This is a genomic window from Methylobacterium planeticum (assembly GCF_008806345.1).
Lineage (GTDB): Bacteria > Pseudomonadota > Alphaproteobacteria > Rhizobiales > Beijerinckiaceae > Methylobacterium > Methylobacterium planeticum.
In genome coordinates this window covers 128,508-146,899 of record NZ_VZZJ01000009.1, presented here as the reverse complement: position 1 = coordinate 146,899, position 18,392 = coordinate 128,508, and the positions used below count along the sequence as shown (strand labels likewise).

The 18,392-nt window shown below is 74.0% G+C and carries 19 protein-coding genes; 12 read left to right on the top strand and 7 right to left on the bottom strand.

Translation table 11 applies throughout. The features are described 5' to 3' along the window. Positions 1 to 2: 2 nt before the first annotated feature. The 4 genes from rsmD to F6X51_RS12995 all read right to left on the bottom strand — a co-directional run bounded on the left by rsmD (position 3) and on the right by F6X51_RS12995 (position 3,809). Positions 3 to 560, bottom strand: a complete 558-nt coding sequence (rsmD, locus tag F6X51_RS13010) for a 16S rRNA (guanine(966)-N(2))-methyltransferase RsmD (protein ID WP_150964081.1) — start codon at positions 558 to 560, stop codon at positions 3 to 5. After that, positions 557 to 2,533 (bottom strand): pseudouridine synthase, encoded by a 1,977-nt coding sequence (locus F6X51_RS13005; RefSeq protein WP_150964130.1) that lies wholly within the window; start codon positions 2,531 to 2,533, stop codon positions 557 to 559. The genes rsmD and F6X51_RS13005 overlap by 4 nt, the downstream gene beginning before the upstream one ends. An 823-nt stretch (positions 2,534 to 3,356) precedes the next feature. Beyond that, a complete protein-coding gene (locus tag F6X51_RS13000; RefSeq protein ID WP_109895258.1) occupies positions 3,357 to 3,533 on the bottom strand; it encodes a DUF1328 domain-containing protein in 177 nt (58 codons plus the stop codon). Between the two features lie 72 nt (positions 3,534 to 3,605). Next, positions 3,606 to 3,809: a CsbD family protein gene (locus F6X51_RS12995; protein WP_150964080.1), complete on the bottom strand. Its 204-nt coding sequence runs from the start codon at positions 3,807 to 3,809 to the stop codon at positions 3,606 to 3,608. Positions 3,810 to 3,963: 154 nt separating this feature from the next. Here F6X51_RS12995 and F6X51_RS12990 point away from each other — a divergent pair, with 154 nt between their 5' ends. Beyond that, positions 3,964 to 4,428, top strand: coding sequence for a nucleoside deaminase (locus tag F6X51_RS12990; RefSeq protein WP_150964079.1), 465 nt, complete (start codon positions 3,964 to 3,966; stop codon positions 4,426 to 4,428). A gap of 77 nt (positions 4,429 to 4,505) precedes the next feature. Beyond that, positions 4,506 to 5,210, top strand: coding sequence for an SDR family NAD(P)-dependent oxidoreductase (locus F6X51_RS12985; RefSeq protein ID WP_150964078.1), 705 nt, complete (start codon positions 4,506 to 4,508; stop codon positions 5,208 to 5,210). A 12-nt stretch (positions 5,211 to 5,222) separates the two neighbouring features. Here F6X51_RS12985 and F6X51_RS12980 read toward each other — a convergent pair whose 3' ends face one another. The 3 genes from F6X51_RS12980 to purD form a co-directional block, all read right to left on the bottom strand. Next, entirely contained in the window at positions 5,223 to 6,131 is a 909-nt protein-coding gene (locus tag F6X51_RS12980) for an alpha/beta hydrolase (protein ID WP_150964077.1), read from the bottom strand. A 179-nt stretch (positions 6,132 to 6,310) separates the two neighbouring features. Further along, entirely contained in the window at positions 6,311 to 6,451 is a 141-nt protein-coding gene (locus F6X51_RS27885) for a hypothetical protein (protein ID WP_191970107.1), read from the bottom strand. Between the two features lie 136 nt (positions 6,452 to 6,587). Continuing rightward, a complete protein-coding gene (gene purD / locus F6X51_RS12975) occupies positions 6,588 to 7,871 on the bottom strand; it encodes a phosphoribosylamine--glycine ligase (protein ID WP_150964076.1) in 1,284 nt (427 codons plus the stop codon). 227 nt (positions 7,872 to 8,098) lie between these two features. Between purD and xseA the strand changes: the two genes are divergently transcribed. The 10 genes from xseA to F6X51_RS12925 all read left to right on the top strand — a co-directional run bounded on the left by xseA (position 8,099) and on the right by F6X51_RS12925 (position 18,106). Further along, on the top strand, positions 8,099 to 9,676 hold the full coding sequence (gene xseA, locus F6X51_RS12970; protein WP_150964075.1) for an exodeoxyribonuclease VII large subunit: 1,578 nt from the start codon (positions 8,099 to 8,101) through the stop codon (positions 9,674 to 9,676). Between the two features lie 296 nt (positions 9,677 to 9,972). Beyond that, a complete protein-coding gene (locus tag F6X51_RS12965) occupies positions 9,973 to 10,200 on the top strand; it encodes a DUF4170 domain-containing protein (protein WP_150964074.1) in 228 nt (75 codons plus the stop codon). A gap of 214 nt (positions 10,201 to 10,414) precedes the next feature. Continuing rightward, the gene (locus F6X51_RS12960) at positions 10,415 to 11,359 is read left to right on the top strand and encodes a ribose-phosphate pyrophosphokinase (protein ID WP_150964073.1); all 945 of its coding nucleotides are present in this window, start codon (positions 10,415 to 10,417) and stop codon (positions 11,357 to 11,359) included. A gap of 253 nt (positions 11,360 to 11,612) precedes the next feature. Beyond that, positions 11,613 to 12,332: a DUF1013 domain-containing protein gene (locus F6X51_RS12955; RefSeq protein ID WP_150964072.1), complete on the top strand. Its 720-nt coding sequence runs from the start codon at positions 11,613 to 11,615 to the stop codon at positions 12,330 to 12,332. A gap of 139 nt (positions 12,333 to 12,471) precedes the next feature. After that, the gene (locus tag F6X51_RS12950; RefSeq protein WP_246696780.1) at positions 12,472 to 13,041 is read left to right on the top strand and encodes a hypothetical protein; all 570 of its coding nucleotides are present in this window, start codon (positions 12,472 to 12,474) and stop codon (positions 13,039 to 13,041) included. A 311-nt stretch (positions 13,042 to 13,352) separates the two neighbouring features. Next, a complete protein-coding gene (rpsA, locus tag F6X51_RS12945; protein ID WP_150964071.1) occupies positions 13,353 to 15,068 on the top strand; it encodes a 30S ribosomal protein S1 in 1,716 nt (571 codons plus the stop codon). Positions 15,069 to 15,459: 391 nt separating this feature from the next. Further along, complete coding sequence (gene sppA / locus F6X51_RS12940; RefSeq protein WP_150964070.1) at positions 15,460 to 16,446, top strand: signal peptide peptidase SppA; 987 nt, start codon at positions 15,460 to 15,462, stop codon at positions 16,444 to 16,446. Between the two features lie 32 nt (positions 16,447 to 16,478). Then, positions 16,479 to 16,838 carry an integration host factor subunit beta gene (ihfB, locus tag F6X51_RS12935; protein WP_281407641.1) on the top strand — a complete coding sequence of 120 codons (360 nt, stop codon included), beginning with the start codon at positions 16,479 to 16,481 and terminating at the stop codon, positions 16,836 to 16,838. Between the two features lie 12 nt (positions 16,839 to 16,850). After that, a complete protein-coding gene (locus F6X51_RS12930) occupies positions 16,851 to 17,216 on the top strand; it encodes a lipopolysaccharide assembly protein LapA domain-containing protein (RefSeq protein ID WP_150964068.1) in 366 nt (121 codons plus the stop codon). 230 nt (positions 17,217 to 17,446) lie between these two features. Beyond that, on the top strand, positions 17,447 to 18,106 hold the full coding sequence (locus tag F6X51_RS12925; protein ID WP_150964129.1) for a phosphoribosylanthranilate isomerase: 660 nt from the start codon (positions 17,447 to 17,449) through the stop codon (positions 18,104 to 18,106). Positions 18,107 to 18,392 lie beyond the last annotated feature (286 nt).

The window sequence follows — 18,392 nt, the reverse complement described above, 5'->3', positions numbered from 1 at the left end:
CCTCAGCCCCCGAAGCGGGCCAGCGCGACCTGCGTCTCGCCGTAGCTGCGCCGCTCGATCTCGGCGAAGCCCGGCGGCAGCGCGAGGGCGGCGCTCGCCGCCTCCTCGACGATCACCAGGGCGTCGGGCGCGAGCCAGCCGCCCTCCGCCGCCGCCGTCAGGGCCGCGGGCGCGAGGTCGCGGCCATAGGGGGGATCGCAGAAGACGAGGCCGTAGCGGCCGGCCGGGCCGGCGGGGCCGAGGCGGGTCGCGTCGCGCCGGAACAGCCGGGTCGCGCCTTCGAGCCCGAGGCTCTCGATGTTCTCGCGGATGAGGGCGCGCGCCTCGGCGCCCTCGTCGACGAGGAGCGCGTAGGCGGCGCCGCGCGACAGGGCCTCGAAGCTGAGCGCCCCGGTGCCGGCGAAGAGGTCGAGCACCCGGGCGCCCGCGGCCGCGTCGTCGTAGGCATGCGCGAGGACGTTGAAGAGGGCCTCGCGCAGGCGGTCCGAGGTCGGCCGGATCGCGTCCGTGCGGGGTGCGGCGAGGCGACGGCCCCGCAGCGCCCCGCCGACGATCCTCAACGGGCGCCGCCGCGGGGCGGACGCCCGCCGGGCTTGCCGCCGAAGCCGCCGGGCTTGCCCCCGGCCGGACGCCCGCCCGGCTTGCCGCCGAAGCCCCCCGGCTTGCCGCCGCCCGACCGGGCCCCGCCGGGCTTGCCACCGAAGCCGCCGGGCTTGCCGCCGAACCCGCTGGGCTTGCCGCCGAACCCGCCGGGCTTGCCCCCGCGGGGCTTGTCGCCCGTCATCCGGTCGTCGCCCTTGAAGTCCCGGCTCTTGAAGTCCCGGCCCTTGTAGCCGCCGTCGCGGTCGCCGAAGGCGCGCGGCTTGGCGTCCCGGGCGCCGGACTCGCCGAAGCGGCCGCCGCCGGAGCGCTCGCCGCCCCGGAACCCGCGGTCGTCGCGGCCCTCGCCGCGCCCGCCGAAGCGCTCGCCGCCGGAGCGCTCGGGGCGGCCCCCCTCCGGACGGGGCCGGAAGCCCCGGTCCTCGCCGCCCGCATCGCGCCGGGGCGGACGCGCCGCCCCCTCGCGCCGCTCGAAGCGCGCGCCGCCGCGGTCCTGCCCGCGATCGCCGTCACGGTCCGGGCGCGGGGCCCGGGCCGGGCGGCTGCCGTCCGGCGCCCGGGCGTAGCGGCGCGGCGCCACCTCGGGCGCCTCCTCGACCGGGCTCGACTTCAGGCGCTCGACCACGACGCGGCGCTCCCCCGTGCGGATCGCGCCGACGCGCTCGCGCCCGCGCTCGGCCGAGGCCGCGCGCTCGCTGCGCGGATCGGCCCCGCGGCGCGGCACCCGCGCGGCCCGGGGGGCGTCCTCGGCCGGCTCGTCCGCGTGCCAGACCGAGCGGCGGGGGCCGGCGCCCAGGCCGCCCGTGGGGACGCGGGCCGGGGCGGCGGAGCCGCCCGGGCGCCCCCCGAAGGCGGGGCCGCGCCCCTGGCGGACCGCCGAGGCCGCGGATTTCGCCGGGCGCGGCGCCTGCTCGGCGGCGCCGCGCGCCGCCGTCTTGGGCGAGCCGAACGGGGCGATCGGCTCGCGCACCGGGCTCTCGAAATCGACGCCCGCCTGGGCCGCGAGGCTCGGGCCGAGCTGCTCCTTCAGCACCTTGGTGCGGATCTCGTCCACGAGGCCGGCCTCGAGGTCGCCGAGCTGGAACGGCCCGAAGGACAGGCGGATCAGCCGGTTCACCGAGAGGCCGAGATGCTCGAGGATGCGCTTGACCTCGCGGTTCTTGCCCTCGCGCAGGCCGAGCGTCAGCCAGAGGTTGTCGCCCTGGACCCGGTCGAGGGTGGCCTCGATCGCGCCGTACTCCATCCCGTCGATGGTGACGCCCTTGCGCAGCTTGTCGAGCTCGGCCTGGTTGGTGTCGCCGTGGGCGCGCACGCGGTAGCGCCGCAGCCAGCCGGTATCGGGATGCGCGATCACCTTGGCGAGGCCGCCGTCGTTGGTCAGCAGCAGCAGGCCCTCGGTGTTGATGTCGAGGCGGCCCACCGCGACCACCCGGGGCAGATCCTCGGGCAGCGCCTCGAACACGGTCTGGCGCCCCTCCGGGTCGCGGGCCGTGGTGACGAGGCCGCGGGGCTTGTGGAAGACCCAGAGCCGGGTGCGCTCGCGGGCGGGCAGGGGCTCGTCGTCCACCGTGACGACGTCGTCCTCCGTCACGTTCATGGCGGGCGAGGTCAGGACCCGGCCGTTGAGGCGGACCCGGCCCTCGGCGATCATCGCCTCGGCGTCCCGGCGCGAGGCGATGCCGGCCCGCGCGATCGCCTTGGCGATGCGCTCGCCCTCGTAGGTCTCGGGGGCGGGCTCGGGGCGGGGGGACCCGGCCGGAACGGCGGTGTCCGCCGCGGCCGCCTCGCCCGCGCCCGGAACGGCGGTGTCCGCCGCGTCCGTCCCCCGGCGGATCGCCGGCGGCGCGTCGGGGCTGGCCGGCGCCGGGCGCCGGCGCAGGGGGGCATCCCCGCCGCGGGCCTTGGCGGGGCGCGGGGCCGGCCTGTCCGAGATCGTGCGGGTGCCCGTGTTGGCGTCGGTGGCGGGCGACCACGGCTCGGCGGCCGCCTCCGGGGCGGTCCCGGAGACCGCGCCGGAGGCGCCCGGGCCGGCCTTCGCCGCGCGCTTCGCCGTCACCTTCGGCTCCGATCCGGGCTCGAGCTTGGATTCTGGCTTGGCTTCGACCTTGGCTTCGACCTTGGCTTCGGCCGCGGGCGCGGCAGCCGGCTCGAGCCGGGCGCTCGGCTTGGCCTCGACCGCCGCGGGTCCGGCCTGCGTCCCGGCCTTCGTTCCGGCCTTCGTTCCGGCCTTGGCCTTCCTGGCCTTGGGCGCGGCCTCGGATGTCGGCTCGGGCTCGGCCTCGGGCCTCGCGGCGGGTTCAGCCTTCACGGACTTCGCCTTCGGCGCAGCCTTCGTCTTGGCCTCGGGTTCGGTCTTGGCCTCGGATTCGACCACAGCCGCGGTCTGGGCCTCGGCGTCGGGCTTCCCCTTCCCCTTGGCCTTCGGCTTCGCCGCGGGCTCGGCCGCAGATCTGGCCGCGGGCTTCGCGTCCGGCTTGGCCGCGGGCTTGGCGTCGGACTTGGCCTTGAGCTTCGCCGCGGGCTTGGCGCGCGCCGCCTTGGATGGGGTCTTGGGCTCGCGGGCCTCCGTGGGCTCGCGGGCGTCGTCGTTCGGAGTGTCGGTCATGCCAAGCCCCATAACAGAGCGGGTTGCCCGGCGCGAGACGTCCGTGGCCTTCATCCGGGGCGGGGCGAACGAAAAAAGGCGGCCCGGGGGCCGCCTCGCTCGTCAAGGCCCGTCCGGGGCGTCTCTCGGGACGCCCCGTCTCACGCTCCGGTCAGAGCCGGGGCGAGCGGCCCCGCATCACGCCGAACACGGCGGAGATCAGGAACAGCGCGATGGCGACGAAGAAGACGATCTTGGCCGCCTCCATGGCGGTTCCGGCGATGCCGCCGAACCCGAGCAGCGCGGCGATGACCGCGACGACGAGGAAAGTGACTGCCCAACCGATCATGGTGTCCTCCTGATGGTGACGATGCCGCTCAACGGCCACGCTTGGCCGCCGGTTCCGCCGGGAGGAAGCCGATCAGAGCTTCTTCTTGGCGGCGTCGGCGACGTCCTTCACGCCGTCCTTGGCGTCTCCGACCGTACGCTGCGCATCGCCCTTCAGTTCCTGCGCCTTGCCCTCGGCTTGGAGCTTGTCGTTGTCGGTGGCCTTGCCGACCCCCTGCTTGACGTTGCCGATCGCCTCGTTGGCGGCGCCCTTCAGCTTGTCCGTGGTGCTGCTCATCGGTGTCTCCTCGACTTCAGGCTGTGGATCGACTGCCTTGGGATCAGAACGGGCACGCGGTCGCGAATGTTCCGCCAATTAACATCCCGGCACCGGCCCGGCACCGGCGCCCGGACCCTTCCCGGAAGCGGGGGCGGGGGCTAGAACCGGGGCCGTGCCGACCGCGATCCCGCCCGATCCCGACCCCCTCAGCCTCGCCTTCGCGGCCGCCCGCCGGGCGGCGGCCGAGGGGGAGGTGCCCGTCGGCGCGGCGGTGACGCGCGGGGGCTCGGTGCTGGCGGTCGCCCACAACCGGCCCCGGGCCCTGAACGACCCGACCGCGCATGCGGAGATCCTGGCGATCCGGGCGGCCTGCGCGGCGATCGGCGACGCGCGCCTGATCGATTGCGACCTCTACGTCACCCTGGAGCCCTGCCCGATGTGCGCGGGCGCGATCTCCTTCGCGCGCATCCGCCGGCTCTACTTCGCGGCCCCCGACCCGAAGGGCGGCGGCGTCGAGCACGGGCCGCGGGTGTTCAACCAGCCGACCTGCCACCACGCCCCCGAGGTCTATGGCGGCCTGCGCGAGGCGGAGGCCGCCGGCCTGCTGCGGGCGTTCTTCGGTTCGCGGCGGAGGTGAGGACGCGCCTCCGCCGAGAGACCCGCAACCGGCCCCGAACGCGCGCGGGAGGGGGCCCCAGAGGAGGAAGACGAGCCATGGTTCCGCTCTATCAGCGCGCCCTCATCGTCGGCGCCGGGTCCGGCCTCGGCGCCGCCCTCGCCCGCCACTTCGCCGGGCGGGGGATGCGGGTCGGGCTCGCCGCCCGCAGCGTCGACAAGCTCGCGGACCTCGCGGCCGGGACCGGGGCGGCGCTGCACGCCTGCGACGCGAGCCGGCCCGGCGAGGTCGAGGCCCTGTTCGCCCGGCTGGAGCCGGCGCTCGGCGGCCACCCGGACGTCGTGGTCTACAACGCGAGCGGGCGCCTGCGCGGCCCCCTGGTCGACCTCGACCCCGAGGCGGTGGCCCGGTCCCTGATGGTCACGGCCTACGGGGGCTTCCTGGTGGCGCAGGCCGCGGCCCGGCGCATGCTGCCGGCGCGGCACGGGGCGCTCCTGTTCACCGGCGCCTCGGCGAGCGTGAAGGGATTCGCCGGCTCCGCCCCCTTCGCGATGGGCAAGTTCGGCCTGCGCGGCCTCGCCGAGAGCCTGTCGCGCGAGCTGCAGCCGCAGGGCATCCACGTGGCGCACGTCATCGTGGACGGCGCCATCCGGAACCCCGCGCGCAGCGGCGAGCCGGCGGACGCCCCCGACAGCACCCTCGACCCCGACGCCATCGCGCGGGCCTACGGCGACATCCTCGGCCAGGACCGCAGCGCCTGGACCTCGGAGATCGCGCTGCGCCCCTTCGTCGAGCGCTTCTGAGGTCTCTCAGCCTCAGCCGGAGAGGAAGGCCTGGAGGGCGGGCAGCGCCGCCCCGGGATTCTCCTCGGCGAGGAAGTGGCCGGAGGCGATCACCGAGCCGGTGATGGCCGGCGCGAAGGTGCGCCGCCAGGCGGCGAGGGCGGTCTCGGGCTTGCCGTGCTCGAGATAGGCGTCGCTCGACAGGAGCAGGGTCGGCATCGCGAGGGTCCGGCCCGCCGCGAGGTCGGCCGCGTCCGCCGCCCGGTCCGGCCCCGCGCCGGCCCGGTAATCCTCGCACATGGCGTGGATGCGCTCGGGCACGTTCCAGGACTGGCGGTAGAGCGCGAGGGCGTCGGGCGCGAAGGCCGCGAGGTCGTGCGTCCTGGTCCAGTCGCGCAGGAGCCCCTCGAAATAGGCGTCGGGCCCGCGCCCGATCGCGGTCTCGGGCGCGGGCCCGGCGAGGAAGGGCCAGTGCGCGTTCATGCCGGGATGCGCCTCGATCCGCTCCCACTGGACGAGGGTCGGCACGATGTCGAGGAGGGCGAGGCGCGCCACCCGTCCGGGCTCGTCGAGGGCGAGGCGGTAGGCGACGCGGGCGCCGCGGTCGTGCCCGGCGATCGCGAAGTGGACGTGGCCGATGCGCTCCATCAGGGCGACGATCTCGCGTCCCTGGGTCCGCTTGGCGTAGGCCTCGTGGCCGGCATCCCCCGGGGGTGCGTCGGACCAGCCGTAGCCCTTGAGGTCGAGGCAGACCACCCGGTGGGTGCGTGCCAGGCTCGGGGCGAGGCGGTGCCACATCGCGTGGGTCTGCGGGAAGCCGTGGAGCAGGAGCAGGGGCGGCCCGTCCGCCGGCCCGCCCGCGCGGGCGAAGGCGCGGCCCCCCGGCCCGTCGATCCAGAGGGCCTCGAAGCCCGGAAACAGATCCGCCTGCACGTCGGCCATGAGGTGCGTCCTCCCGTGATCCGCCCCGGTTCGGCGCCCGGGGGCGCGACACCCTAGCGCTCCCGCGCGGGCGCGCGAAGAGGCCTCGCGCGGGGACACCACACGCGCAGGGACGCACCGGGCGGCGGCGCGGCGCCCCGGGGGGTGTCAGGCCGCCCGGTCTGGCTACTTGCCCCCGGCTACTTGCCCGAGAGCCCCTTGGAGAGGCCGGCCACGCGCCTGGCCATGCGGCGGGCGGGCGCGTCGAAGGTGTCGAGGAACAGGACGCCGCCCATCACGGAGGCGATCATGATCAGGAGTTGAGCCAGCGCCTGGGACATCGACGGGTCTTTCGAGCTTCTCGCATCACGCCCGGCGCCGTGCGTCCGGGGCCGCCCCGGACCGGGCCGGCGCACCGATGGAAGCGGAACTTGGTGAACGCCGCGTTAGCGTCCGCCGCCGGTCGGCGGGCCGGCGTCAGATCCCCCCGCCCGCGACCTCGCGGGCGACGGCCCGCCGGCCGATGTCGCGGCGGCAGAAGCCCTCCGGCCAGTCGATCCGGGCGACCGCCGCGTAGGCGCGGGCCTGGGCCTCCATCACGCTGTCGCCGAGCGCCGTCACGGCGAGCACCCGGCCGCCATCGGCCAGGAGCCGGCCGCCCTCGGCCCGGGTGCCGGCCTGGAAGACGAAGACCGCGTCGCTCGCCTCCGCCTCCGCCACGCCCCGGATCGTCGAGCCCCGCACCACCGTGCCGGGATAGCCCGCCGCCGCCATCACCACCGTGAGGGCGGCCCGGCGCTCGTCGAACTCGAGGATGACGCCCGAGAGGTCCCCGTCGCAGGCCGAGAGCAGGGCGGGCACGAGGTCCGAGGCGAGGCGCGGCATCAGCACCTGCGCCTCCGGGTCGCCGAAGCGGGTGTTGTACTCGATGAGCTTCGGCCCGTCCTCGGTGAGCATCAGCCCGGCATAGAGGATGCCGGTGAAGGGCATCCCCCGCGCCCGCATGCCCTGGAGCGTCGGCGCGATGATGCGGTCCATCACGATCCGCTCGATCGCCGGGGTCACGATGGTGGCGGGCGAGTAGGCCCCCATCCCGCCGGTATTCGGGCCCCGGTCGCCGTCGAAGACGCGCTTGTGGTCCTGGGCGGTGCCGATCGGGATGGCGCGGGTGCCGTCGCAGAGGGCGAAGAAGCTCGCCTCCTCGCCGGTCATGCATTCCTCGATGACGATCTGCGCCCCCGGCTCCGCGAACAGGGCCCGGATCGCGGCCTCGGCCTGATCCACGGTCTCGGCCACGGTCACGCCCTTGCCGGCCGCGAGCCCGTCCGCCTTGACGACGATCGGGGCGCCCGTCTCCCGCAGGTAGGCGAGCGCCGGCTCGAGGGCCTGGAACCGCGCGAAGGCGGCGGTGGGGATGCCGTACTCGGCGCAGAGGTCCTTGGTGAAGCCCTTCGAGCCCTCGAGCTGGGCCGCGGCCCGCGTCGGCCCGAAGGTGCGCAGGCCCGCCGCCGTCAGGTCGTCGACGAGGCCCGCCACCAGGGGGGCCTCGGGCCCCACCACCACGAGGCCGACGCCGTTGCGCTCGCAGAAGGCGCGCACCGCCGCGTGGTCCGCGATGGGCAGGTCGGGCCGGTTCTCCCCGTGCTGGGCCGTGCCGGGATTGCCCGGCGCGGTGAACAGGCGGGTGCAGAGCGGGCTCTTCGAGAGAGCGTAGGCCAGCGCGTGCTCGCGGCCGCCGGAGCCGATCAGAAGGATGTTCATCAGGAGGGGGTTTTCCCCAAAAACAGGCTCCGAGGGAAGGATGATTCTGGCGTCCGGCGCGCGTCGCGCACCGGAAGGCCGGTTTTCGCCCCGGCGCGCGGGGCGCGGGGAAGGGGCGCGGGGAGGCGGGGGCGGGGAGGCGGGAGGCCCGGGAAGGCCCGAATGATCGCCGGGCGTGTCCGCCGCGCCCTCGACCGGCGCGCCCGCCGCCGCTAGCCTCGGGCCCCATGTCCATCCTCGCCGCCCTGACGCCCGCGCCGACCACGAACGAGACCGAGTGGTCGGTCGGCGACCTCGCGGCGGCCCTGCGCCGGACGCTGGAGGACGCCTTCGGGCACGTGCGCCTGCGCGGCGAGATCTCGGGCTATCGCGGCCAGCACGGCTCGGGCCACGCCTACTTCTCCCTCAAGGACGGCACGGCGCGCATCGACGCGGTGGTCTGGAAGGGCACCTTCAACCGCCTGCGGCAGAAGCCCAAGGAGGGCCTCGAGGTCGTCGCGACCGGGCGCATCACGACCTTCGCGGGCAAGTCCTCCTACCAGATCGTGATCGAGAGCCTGGAGCCCGCCGGCATCGGCGCCTGGATGGCGCTGCTCGAGGAGCGCAAGCGCGTCCTCGCCGCCGAGGGGCTGTTCGCCCCCGAGGCCAAGCGCCCGATCCCCTACCTGCCCGGCGTCGTCGGAATCGTCACCTCGCCCACCGGCGCGGTGATCCGCGACATCCTGCACCGCCTCGAGGACCGCTTTCCCCGCCACGTCCTGGTCTGGCCCGTGCGGGTGCAGGGGGAGGGGGCGGCCGAGGAGGTCGCGGCGGCGATCCGGGGCTTCAACGCCCTCACGCCCGGCGGCCCGATCCCGCGGCCGGACCTGCTCATCGTCGCCCGCGGCGGCGGCTCGATCGAGGACCTCTGGGCCTTCAACGAGGAGGTGGTGGTGCGCGCCGCCTTCGCCGGCACCATCCCGCTGATCTCGGCCGTCGGCCACGAGACCGACACCACGCTGATCGACCACGTCTCGGACCGGCGCGCCCCGACGCCGACGGGGGCCGCCGAGATGGCGGTGCCGGTGCGCACCGACCTGATGGCGCAGGTCGACGACCTGGCGCGCCGCCAGGGCGGGGCGATCCTGCGCAAGCTCGAGCGGGAGCGCACCGACCTGCGGGCGCTGCTGCGGGCGATGCCGGACGCCGACGCCTTCCTGGCCGCCAAGCGCCAGCGCCTCGACCTCGCCGAGGCCCGCCTGCGGCCGGCGCTCGCGGGCAATGCCGGCGCCTACCGGGCCCGGTTCGGGCAGGTGATCGAGCGCCTGAGCCGGCACCCGCCGGCCCTCGCCCTCGCCCGCGCCCGGGCCCGCCTCGCCGCCATCGACCACCGGCCCCGCACCGCGATGGTCCACGGCCTCGCGCGGCGGGCCGACGCGGTCGCGGCCCTCGGCCGCCTCCTCGGATCCCTCGGCTACCGGGCCGTGCTCGCCCGCGGCTACGCCCTGGTGCGCGACGAGGACGGCCTGCCCCTGCGCGGCGTCGCGGGCCTCGCCCCCGGCCAGCGCCTGCGCGTCGAGTTCGCCGACGGCACCGCCACGGTCCGCACCGAGGACGGGGGACCGCTCGCCGGGACCGAGCCGGCCCCCCGGACGCCGCGGCGGGCCCCGCGCCGCGCCGCCAAGCCCGCGGATCCGGCCGGGGCGGGGACGGGGGAGGCGGCGGGGGAGGCGGCCGCCGGCGACCCGGCCCGGGGCCGGCGCGCCGCCAAGGCGGAGGGCGCCCCGGAGGACACCCCCGCGGCGCGCCAGGGCAGCCTGTTCTGAGGCCCGGCTCGGGCCGAGACCCTGGGAAGCCCCTGGTTCGACGGTCCCTGCCGCCGCCGCGGTGCGCCCCCCGCCCGCGCCGGGCGCGCTTGACGGACGTGCCGTCGTTTGCGACCGGACCCTGGCGCGGCACGAGTCCTGCCTGCCAAGGCTTGCCTGCCAAAGCTTGCCTGCCAAGCCTCGTCCGCCAGGGCTTGCCTGACGGGCGGGGCCCGGGGGGCTCCGCCGCGCGACGAGCGAACCCCGAGGAACCCTCCGCCGCGCGGTCCCGCCGGGCGGCCTTGCCAGGACACGCGATGACCACGACCATCGACAGCACGCAGAAGCTCCACCTCGTGTTCGGGGGCGAGCTGGAGAACCTCGACGGCGTCCGCTTCCGCGACATCGCGGGGCTCGACGTGGTCGGCATCTTCCCCGATTACGCCTCCGCCCAGGTGGCCTGGAAGGCCAAGGCCCAGGCCACCGTGGACCAGGCGCAGACGCGCTACTTCATCGTGCACCTGCACCGGCTGCTGGAGCCGTAGGGCCGGCGAGGCCCGGCGATCCGGGACCCGAGACCCGGGCGGGCCCAGGTCGGTGCAGGGCAGGCCTGCCCGCGGCATGAAGCCATTGTGACACTTCTCCACCGCTGATAAGAGCCCGGCCGGTCGTTCCGGCGTTCCATACGGCCGGATCGGCAATCTGTTCAGGTAATGTCAGCGTTTCTCGGCCCGAGATCCTCGACGTGAGTGTGCCGGTATGAAGTCCTCGATCAAGATCATCGCCGGCAATGCGAGCCGGCCATTGGCCGAGGCCATCGCCGCCTACCTCGAACTGCCCCTCGCCAAGTGCATGGTGCGGCGCTTCGCCGACATGGAGATCTTCGTCGAGCTGCAGGAGAACGTCCGCGGCGAGGACGTGTTCATCGTCCAGTCGACGTCGTTCCCGGCCAACGACCACCTGATGGAACTGCTGATCATGATCGACGCGGCGCGGCGCTCCTCGGCGCGCCGCATCACGGCGGTGATCCCGTATTTCGGCTATGCCCGGCAGGACCGGCGCACCTCGGGCCGCACCCCGATCTCGGCCAAGCTCGTGGCGAACCTGATCACGGAAGCGGGCGCCGACCGGGTGCTCACCCTCGATCTCCACGCCGGCCAGATCCAGGGCTTCTTCGACATCCCGACCGACAACCTCTTCGCCGCCCCCGTGATGGTGCGCGACATCAAGGAGCGCCTGCCGGTCCAGGACCGCCTCGTGGTCTCCCCCGACGTCGGCGGCGTGGTCCGGGCGCGCGCCATCGCCAAGCGCATCGACGCCTCCCTGGCCATCGTCGACAAGCGCCGCGAGCGCCCCGGCGAATCCGAGGTGATGAACATCATCGGCGAGGTCGAGGGGCGCTCCTGCATCCTCGTCGACGACATCGTCGATTCGGGCGGCACCCTGGTCAACGCCGCCGAGGCGCTGCTCAATGCCGGCGCCAAGGAGGTCTCGGCCTACATCACGCACGGGGTGCTCTCGGGCGGCGCGGTCTCGCGGATCGCCGCCTCGCGCATGAAGGAGCTGGTGATCACCGATTCGATCCAGCCGACGCAGGCGGTCAAGCTCGCCCGCAACATCCGGGTCGCCTCGATCGCGCCGCTGCTCGGCGAGGCCATCGGGCGCACCGCCACCGAGTCGAGCGTCTCCAGCCTGTTCGACTGACCCGCCCCATCCCCGCCCCCTGAGGCGGGCCGCCGCGCCGGACGGGCGCGCCGCGGGCGGGCCCGCCGGAGGGGGGCCGCCCCCGCGAACGCGATTGCGCGGAACCCTCCGGAACCTATATAGACGACGTTCCCCTTTTACAGCGTGAGACGGGATGCTCCGGACCCTCGGATCAGCGGGCCGGAGCCCGCGGGCCATCGCCCGCGTGTTCCTGATCGGTCCCGTCCCCCGTCCATTCGTTGGAGTTTCCCCCATGTCCCAGGGTCCGCTGATGCCGAAGGCGACCGCCGTGTGGCTGGTCGAGAACACCTCGCTCGCCTTCGAGCAGATCGCCGACTTCTGCAAGCTCCACCCCCTCGAGGTGAAGGGGATCGCCGACGGCGAGGTCGCCGCCGGGATCAAGGGCCTCGACCCGATCACCACCGGCCAGCTCACCCGCGACGAGATCGAGAAGGCGCAGAAATCGCCGAACTACTGCCTCAAGGTCGCGGTCTCGAAGGTGAAGCTGCCCGAGGTCAAGCGCACCACCAAGGGCCCGCGCTACACCCCGCTCTCGCGCCGCCAGGACCGCCCGAACGCGATCCTCTGGCTGCTGCGCAACCATCCCGAACTCAAGGACGCGCAGATCATCCGCCTCGTCGGCACCACCAAGTCGACGATCCAGCAGATCCGCGAGCGCACCCACTGGAACTCGGGCTCGCTGCAGCCGATGGACCCGGTGACCCTCGGCCTCTGCACCCAGATCGACCTCGATTTCGAGGTGCAGCGCGCCGCCAAGGACCGCCCCGCCGCGGTGGCGGCCGATGCCGGCGCCTCCCTGCTGCCCGCCGAGGTCTCGACCGCCCCCGAGGCGGAGCCGGAGGAGCGCGACGAGCACCGCCACGGCAGCCGCGGCGAGGAGCGCCTCGACGCCGATTCGGTCTTCGCCAAGCTCAAGGGCATGCGCCGCCCGGAGGACGACGACGAGGATTGAGGGCGCGCGTCCGGAATCATAATTCAGGGGGCGCCGGCAAATCGGGGGTAGCGGCCGCATTCGGCGGTCGCCAAGCGGCCCGACATGCGCGATAGTGCCGTTCGCGACACTCCGCGATGACGAGACGAAGGGACGCCCGATGGCTTCTCCCGCCACCGACATCGACGCCCGGGCGGCGCTCGAGCCGCCGGGCCTGATGGCCGGAACCGCCCTCGGGTCCGTCCCCGACGCCACCCTCGCCCCCGCCTCCCATGCCGGGATGGACCGGACGCTCGAGCCGATCACGCTGGCCGATTCGCTGATGATCGAGGCGGGCTGGAGCCCGGCGAATTTCGGGGAGGCGGGGCCGAACCCGCCCTACCTGCGCATCGGCGGCAAGCTCTGGGTGACGCTCACCGAGTTCGAGCCCTGCTTCTCCTCCTTCCACCGGGACCGGGTGCTGTTCCGCTCCAAGGTCTCGATGGCCGAGCACCTGCAGAAATACGATCAGATCATGATCGACCCGCTCGCCTTCGAGGAATGCTACGGCCCGGGCGAGGGCACCGAGGCGACCTTCCCGTTCGGCTCCTGGCTGACGATCCGGGCGGTCGAGTTCGACGGGCTCCGGCTCTGGGGCCGCCGCCACGGGCGCGTGGTCCTGCCCCTCGAACCCCTGGCGATCGCCTCCGCGGTCTGGCTGCGCAGCACCGGGTCGATCCCGGTCGCCTGAGGCCGGGCGCCGGCCCGGGATCCCGGGCCGCGCGGGCGCTCCGCGGGCTGTTGCCGTTTTGCCGCCGATCGGATAAGGAACGCCCGATTGTCCGGACGGAACCGCATCAGGCTCACGGCCCCGTGCCCAGCCCGCGCTCCGCCGGGAGGATCGCCCTCGACCATTGCTCGAGAGAATGCGTCGGCCCTCCCCGCGGGGAGGCGAAGCCCGCCAAGGCCGTGTACCGGTCCGCGGGCGGCACTGCGAGAGGGCAACCCGCAACACGAGCCGCCGTCGCAGGCCTCTGGAATCGAGGCCGTTCAGGAGACAGAATGACTGCTGGTACCGCTGTGCAGCGCGCACCGAGCCGCGAGGATTTCGCGGCGCTGCTCGAGGAGAGCTTCCTCAGCCACGAGATCACCGAAGGCTCCGTCGTCAAGGGTCGCGTCGTCGCGATCGAGAAGGACGTCGCCGTCATCGATATCGGCGCCAAGACCGAGGGACGCGTCGCCCTCAAGGAATTCAACGGCCCCGGCCGCGAGGGCGAACTCGCCGTCGGCGACGAGGTCGAGGTCTATGTCGACCGCATCGAGAACGCGCTCGGCGAGGCCGTGATCTCGCGCGACAAGGCGCGCCGCGAGGAGAGCTGGGTCAAGCTCGAGAAGGCCTTCGAGGCCAACGAGCGCGTCACCGGCACGATCTTCAACCAGGTCAAGGGCGGCTACACCGTCGACCTCGACGGCGCCGTGGCCTTCCTGCCGCGCAGCCAGGTCGACATCCGCCCGGTCCGCGACGTCACGCCGCTGCTGGGCACGCCGCAGCCCTTCCAGATCCTCAAGATGGATCGCCGCCGCGGCAACATCGTGGTGTCGCGCCGCACCGTCCTCGAGGAGAGCCGCGCCGAGCAGCGCTCCGAGCTCGTGGCCAACCTCGAAGAGGGTCAGGTCATCGACGGCGTCGTCAAGAACATCACCGAGTACGGCGCCTTCGTCGACCTCGGCGGCATCGACGGCCTGCTCCACGTCACCGACATGGCGTGGCGCCGCGTGAACCATCCGTCCGAGGTCGTGACCATCGGCCAGACGGTCAAGGTCAAGATCATCAAGATCAACCACGAGACGCACCGCATCTCGCTCGGCATCAAGCAGCTGCTGGCCGATCCGTGGGAGGGCATCGCCCAGCGCTACCCGGTCGACGCCAAGCTCAAGGGCCGTGTCACCAACATCACCGATTACGGCGCCTTCGTGGAGCTGGAGCCGGGGATCGAGGGCCTGATCCACGTCTCCGAGATGTCCTGGACGAAGAAGAACGTCCACCCGGGCAAGATCGTCTCCACCTCGCAGGAGGTCGAGGTGCAGATCCTCGAGGTCGATCCGGTCAAGCGCCGCATCTCGCTCGGCCTCAAGCAGACCCTCCAGAACCCCTGGGAGGCCTTCGCCGAGCAGCACCCGGTCGGCTCCGAGGTCGAGGGCGAGGTCAAGAACAAGACCGAGTTCGGCCTGTTCATCGGCCTCGACGGCGACGTCGACGGCATGGTGCACCTGTCGGACCTCGACTGGAACCGTCCGGGCGAGCAGGTCATCGAGGAGTTCAAGAAGGGCGACATGCTGCGCGCCCAGGTTCTCGACGTCGACGTCGAGAAGGAGCGCATCTCGCTCGGCATCAAGCAGCTCGGCGGCGACCCCTTCGCGGAGGCCGGCGAGATCAAGAAGGGCCAGATCGTCACCTGCGAGGTGACCGAGGTCAAGGATTCGGGCATCGAGGTGAAGATCGTCGATACCGACCTCTCGACCTTCATCCGCCGCGCCGAGCTCGCCCGCGACCGCGGCGACCAGCGTCCGGAGCGCTTCGCGGCCGGCGAGAAGTTCGACGCCCGCGTGGTCCAGTTCGACCGCAAGGCGCGCCGCGTCCAGCTCTCCATCAAGGCGCTGGAAGTGGCCGAGGAGAAGGAGGCGATGGCCCAGTTCGGCTCCGCCGATTCGGGCGCCTCCCTCGGCGACATCCTGGGCGCGGCCTTCAAGAAGGCCCGCACCAGCGACGACAAGTAGACCTGACCGCCCCCCCCGCCCGGCACCGAGCCGGGCGGGGTCTTCAGGACGGACGAGACGAGGCCCGCGCGGGGGATCCCCCGCGCGGGCCTCGTCGTTTGCGGGTTTGTCGCCGATCCCGGGCCGCGGCCGCCGAGTCCCCCCTTGCCGGTCCGCCTCCGGCGGGGCTAGAACACGGCTCGCGGGAGAGCCCCCGGGCATCCGCGAGTCCGTAAGCAAACCAATGACTTGGTCTGCACCCGGGCGTGGGTGCAGACTTGGCCGGGATGTGGGACCGGGATGTAGGACACGAGGGCTCGCGGGCCGGCCGCCGGAGGCGGACGGGCGCCCGTGATCGCAGGCGAGAACAGGATCCGGCATCCAGCCGGAGCGCGAGGGAGTGAACCATCGCATGGCCGCTGACGCCGAACTTCTGATCGATCGACGCCGCCTGCGCCGCAAGCTCTCCCTGTGGCGGGTGCTGGGCATCGGCGGCCTCGTCGTGGCGGCGGGCGCCGTGGGCTTCCGGATCCGCGCCGGCACCGAGGGGCCGCTCTTCGGCGCCGTGCAGCCGCAGATCGCCCGCATCTCCATCGGGGGCTTCATCGCGGGCAGCGAATCCACCGCCAAGCTGATGAAGCGCGTCGGCGATTCCGCCGCCGTGCAGGGGGTCGTCGTCTCGATCAACTCCCCGGGCGGCACCACCACGGGCTCGGAGGAGCTGTTCCGCAACCTGCGCACGCTCGCCGAGAAGAAGCCGATCGTGGCCTTCGTGGACGGCACGGCGGCCTCGGGCGCCTACATCACGGCGATCGCGGCCGACCACATCGTGGCGCGCGAGACCTCCCTGGTCGGCTCGATCGGCGTCCTGTTCCAGTACCCGGACGTCTCGGGCCTCCTCGACAAGGTCGGGGTCAAGGTCGAGTCCGTGAAATCCTCGCCCCTCAAGGCCGAGCCCTCGGGCTTCACCCCGACCTCGCCGGAGGCGCGCGCCGCCCTGGCGGCCGTCGTCGGCGACACCTACGGCTGGTTCAAGGGCCTCGTGGCCGACCGGCGCGGGATGGACGAGACGCAGCTCGCCGCGGTGGCGGACGGGCGCGTCTTCAGCGGCCGCCAGAGCGTGCCGCTCCGCCTCGTCGACGAGCTCGGCAGCGAGCGCCAGGCCATCGCCTGGCTCGAGAACGAGCGCAAGGTGGGCAAGAACCTGCCCGTGCGCGACTGGAAGCCGACGAGCGACAGCAACTTCAGGCTCTGGTCGGCCCTCGGCCTCGGGGCGGACCTCCTCGGCCTCGACGGACTCGGCGCCAGCCTGCGCATCCTCGGCACCGAGACGGGCGAGATCGCGCGGGGCGGCCTGCTCGCCCTGTGGCGCCCGAGCCCCACCGACGCGGCCCCCTGAGGCGCGCCGACGCGCTCCCGCAGAGCTCCCGAATTCCGGCGCCCGGCCCCCACACACGGAATGTTCGAGAAGACCGCATGATCAAGTCAGAGCTTGTGCTGAAGATCGCCGAGCAGAACCCCCACCTCTACCAGCGCGACGTCGAGACCCTGGTGAACGCGATCCTCGACACGATCGCGGACGCCCTCGCGCGCGGCGACCGGGTGGAGCTCCGGGGCTTCGGCGCCTTCTCGGTCAAGCGCCGCGATGCGCGGCGGGGACGCAACCCGCGCACGGGCGCGGCCGTTGCCGTCTCCGAGAAGGCCATCCCGGTGTTCAAGACGGGCAAGGAGATGCGCCAGCGCCTCAACGCGGCCGGCATCGGCGAGAGCCATGCCGCCGCGTCGAACTAACCGGAGAGATCGATGATCCGCTTCCTCAAGGGTCTGGTCCTGCTGCCCATCGCCATCCTGGTGGTGCTGCTGGCCGTGGCGAACCGCGACGCCGTGCGCCTGTCCTTCGATCCGTTCTCGCCGGAAGCCCCCGTCTTCAGCCTGACCCTGCCGCTCTACGCGGTCCTGTTCGTGGCCGTGGCCCTCGGCGTCGTGGTCGGCGGCATCGGCGCCTGGCTCGGCCAGGGCGAGACCCGCCGCAAGGCCCGCGAGCGCCGCCGCGAGATCCGCCGCCTCGAGGGCGAGACCGCCCGCCTCAAGACCTACGCCCCCGAGACGCAGGCCTCCTCCTACGGCACCCTGGCGGGCAACCGCACCGCCCTGCCGGCCCCGCGCTAGAGCGGGCCTCCCGGCCGGGCCCTTGGTCGGGCTCTTGTTCGGGCTCTTGGCCGGGCCCTTGGCCGGGCTCTCGGCCGGCCCCTTGTTCGGGCCTCCGGCCCGGGCGCAGGGAGACATCAACGCCCAGACGACAGAACCGCCGAACGCCGGAAGACCTGCGCGGCGCGGGGCCCGGCCCCGGCGGGCCCGCGGACGCGGGGCGCGGCGGAATCGGCTATAAGCCCCGCATGATGGCTCCCGCGACCGTTCCCGCCCGCGTCAAGATCTGCGGCCTCAGCACCGAGGCCACCCTCGAGGCCGCGCTCTCGGCCGGCGCGGACTGGATCGGCCTCGTGCATTTCGCCCGCAGCCCGCGCCATCTCGGCCTCGCCCGGGCCGGGGCGCTCGCCGCCCTGGCCCGCGGCCGGGCCGAGCGCGTCGTGCTCTTGGTCGATCCGGACGATGCCCTGGTGGAGGCCGCCGTCGCGGCGATCGACCCGGACCTGATCCAGCTCCACGGGGGCGAGAGCCCGGAGCGGGTGGCGGCGATCCGGGCCCTGGCGCGCAGGCCGGTGATGAAGGCCCTCGGCGTCGCGGCGCGGGCCGACCTCGCGGCGGTCCCGGCCTACGCGCGCGTCGCCGACCGCCTCCTCCTCGACGCCAAGGCGCCCCCCGGGGCGGACCTGCCCGGCGGCAACGGGCGCGCCTTCGACTGGGACCTGCTCGCCGGCGCGGACCTGCCGGCGGGCACGATGCTGTCGGGGGGGCTCTCGCCCGGGACCGTGGCGGAGGCCCTGCGCCGCACCGGGCTGCGGGCCGTCGACGTCTCCTCCGGGGTCGAGCTGCGGCCGGGCGAGAAGGACCCGGTCCGCATCGCCGCCTTCGTGGAGGCCGTGCGCGGGGCCGGATGAGCGGCGCGCCCGGGCGGCAGATCCCCGGGAGGCCGGGCGACGATTTCGCGAAACGTCGCGCCTGCCGCATTGTGGTGGCGCCCCCCGCGGGTTTAGAGCCTCTGGCAAAGCCCCCGGGGCACGGACTGCCCCCCGGGGCACGGATTGCCCATCGGGGAACCCTGACCCACCGGGGGAACCTCACATACCGGGTGAACCTTGGGGCCCGTGAACCTTGCCATCCGGGGGCCTTGCCCATCCGGGGGCCCTCCGCTCCGGGGCGCGCTCCCGGGCGGGCGCCGCCCCT

Coding starts and splice junctions, on each gene's coding strand:
- F6X51_RS13000 (WP_109895258.1), bottom strand. CDS start 3,533: ATGATCGGTTGGGCAGTCACTTTCCTCGTCGTCGCGGTCATCGCCGCG.
- F6X51_RS12995 (WP_150964080.1), bottom strand. CDS start 3,809: ATGAGCAGCACCACGGACAAGCTGAAGGGCGCCGCCAACGAGGCGATC.
- F6X51_RS12985 (WP_150964078.1), top strand. CDS start 4,506: ATGGTTCCGCTCTATCAGCGCGCCCTCATCGTCGGCGCCGGGTCCGGC.
- F6X51_RS12980 (WP_150964077.1), bottom strand. CDS start 6,131: ATGGCCGACGTGCAGGCGGATCTGTTTCCGGGCTTCGAGGCCCTCTGG.
- F6X51_RS27885 (WP_191970107.1), bottom strand. CDS start 6,451: ATGTCCCAGGCGCTGGCTCAACTCCTGATCATGATCGCCTCCGTGATG.
- purD (WP_150964076.1), bottom strand. CDS start 7,871: ATGAACATCCTTCTGATCGGCTCCGGCGGCCGCGAGCACGCGCTGGCC.
- xseA (WP_150964075.1), top strand. CDS start 8,099: ATGTCCATCCTCGCCGCCCTGACGCCCGCGCCGACCACGAACGAGACC.
- F6X51_RS12965 (WP_150964074.1), top strand. CDS start 9,973: ATGACCACGACCATCGACAGCACGCAGAAGCTCCACCTCGTGTTCGGG.
- F6X51_RS12960 (WP_150964073.1), top strand. CDS start 10,415: ATGAAGTCCTCGATCAAGATCATCGCCGGCAATGCGAGCCGGCCATTG.
- F6X51_RS12955 (WP_150964072.1), top strand. CDS start 11,613: ATGTCCCAGGGTCCGCTGATGCCGAAGGCGACCGCCGTGTGGCTGGTC.
- F6X51_RS12950 (WP_246696780.1), top strand. CDS start 12,472: ATGGCTTCTCCCGCCACCGACATCGACGCCCGGGCGGCGCTCGAGCCG.
- rpsA (WP_150964071.1), top strand. CDS start 13,353: ATGACTGCTGGTACCGCTGTGCAGCGCGCACCGAGCCGCGAGGATTTC.
- sppA (WP_150964070.1), top strand. CDS start 15,460: ATGGCCGCTGACGCCGAACTTCTGATCGATCGACGCCGCCTGCGCCGC.
- F6X51_RS12930 (WP_150964068.1), top strand. CDS start 16,851: ATGATCCGCTTCCTCAAGGGTCTGGTCCTGCTGCCCATCGCCATCCTG.
- F6X51_RS12925 (WP_150964129.1), top strand. CDS start 17,447: ATGGCTCCCGCGACCGTTCCCGCCCGCGTCAAGATCTGCGGCCTCAGC.